Genomic DNA, 1,890 nt, shown 5'->3' on the forward strand with positions numbered 1-1,890 from the left:
AATGAGCTTTGCGTTGACGCAGATATTAATGGGTTATGCATCTTAAAAGGGATAGTGAACATACGATAACCCGGTCCTTCTTCCGCAAACTTCAACTGTCCGACATACAGCACGTTATAAACCTTACCCGGCCTGTTGGCGAAAGTTAATGTCTGCACCCCCAGCTTGGGATTAAGATAACCCATAATTTCAGCTTCCTTTGCGTCCCAAGTATCAGGGGTTGTTTCCACAAAACAAGGCAGGGATATAAGCCCTGCCTCCATATCTACACCAAATAATATTTCACCGTCTTTGCCCGGTACCTCTTCTGAATAGTCCTTAAAGTTTCGGGTAAATTCAACCCCCCGAGTAACCTTCACGCCGAGCGGTTGAAGGTATCCGTTTTCATCTACATTAAAAGCCATATATCACATCACCCCCTAGCCCTTTGCCGTTAGAATCGACCGTGTCTCAATACCAAACGCCTGCATGTCGGCCCTGTCCTCGAACGAAGCGTGTTCAATATTTACGGCCTTATCAATGTTCAGATTCCTTGTCTTCATAACGGCAATTAACTGGTCGAGTTTTCGTTCAAGGGAACTGTAATCTCCTGAACCTATCATACTGACATCAGGCACCTTTAGAATTGCCGTCGCCAACCTGTCAAAACTAACGGTAAGGTCGGGCGATAACACTCTTTCGCCTTTAAGCAGTTCAGCTGCTCCGCTCTGAGCCACATATGCACCGGTGTGAGCCTTATCCAAAATAGTAACAACACCGCTGGCTTCATCGTATTTAACGGAATAGCCAAAGGCTTCTGCTACTTGGCGTATGCCAAGGTAAGTCTTGCCATTAACGTTCTTATAGGGCGTGAATGTCTTACTGCCAATGGTTACAGTGCCGTTCGATTGATTCCATGTCGCAGTTTTACCGAACAATCCAGCTAGATTCTGCGACCACATATAGGTGTAACCATTTATGTTCTCATACTGACCGGCAGAGACGGAAGCGATTACCCTTTGCGTTGGTTTTGAAGGACGACCAGAACCACCGCCAGAACTACTGTCGGAATCCTCTGCATCTCCAACTAAGTCTTTTGCTCCGCTAATAACCTTATCCACGCTATAATTGTCGTCGAATGCCTGTGTAGCGCGCCGGGCTATTTCGGCCATGCGCTCAATAAAAGATTCGCCGTTCTCTTGCGAAGCGGCCATCATGCGGAGGTTGCTATCATTTAACAGATTGTCGAGCTGGTTGTAGAACTTCTGCATTTCCTGTTTTTTGTTTTCATTAGTTTGCTTAAGCCGATTGATTTCTTTCCTTGCAGAAGCTTCGTAAGCATCGGCCTTCTCTTCCAAGGCATCAATCTGATCTTGGTAAGCATTCTTCTGATCTTCGCGCGCCCAATCGTTCTGCTGTAACTGCCAGGAGCGGTTTTCTTCAGCTATTTGCTCGTCGATATCCGTAATAGATTCCTGATGCTCCAAGCCGGTCCTGAGTTCATGATACATGCGCTCTTCCATGAGGTCAGCGATTTTTTTATTATGCTGCCGTTCGGCTTCTTCCCGGTCCTCTGATTCGGCATCTTCATCCAGTAAATCCATCAGCCTTTGAATAGCATCAATCTGCTCTTGTATCCCTTCACGATAACTATCAATGCCAGATTCTTTCTTTTCGATTAATTCTTCATTGGCATCGATCTCGTCCTCATACTGCTGCATCCGCTCATCATAAGCTTCCTTGATTTTGTCCCGTTCAGATTCGAGCCGGTCCAACCGATTTTGGTATTCTTCTTCCTCTAACTCCCATATTTGCTGTTGGGTCAATAACTCTTCATCGAAACCAGCCAAAACACTAGCCTTCAACGTATCATTCATCTGCCCAATAGCATCCATGTGCTGCATCCAAGCC

At 46.0% G+C, this 1,890-nt stretch carries 2 protein-coding genes; both read right to left on the reverse strand.

The window, feature by feature from the left end:
- Positions 1–404, reverse strand: a 404-nt coding sequence (locus B2633_RS16375; RefSeq protein ID WP_483171758.1) for a phage tail domain-containing protein, incomplete at its 3' end; no start/stop codon positions are given.
- A gap of 15 nt (positions 405–419) precedes the next feature.
- Positions 420–1,890, reverse strand: a 1,471-nt coding sequence (locus B2633_RS16380) for a stalk domain-containing protein (RefSeq protein WP_483171759.1), incomplete at its 5' end; no start/stop codon positions are given.

The sequence above is a fragment of the Syntrophomonas sp. UBA1041 genome (assembly GCF_002316705.1).
GTDB lineage: Bacteria > Bacillota > Syntrophomonadia > Syntrophomonadales > Syntrophomonadaceae > DTU019.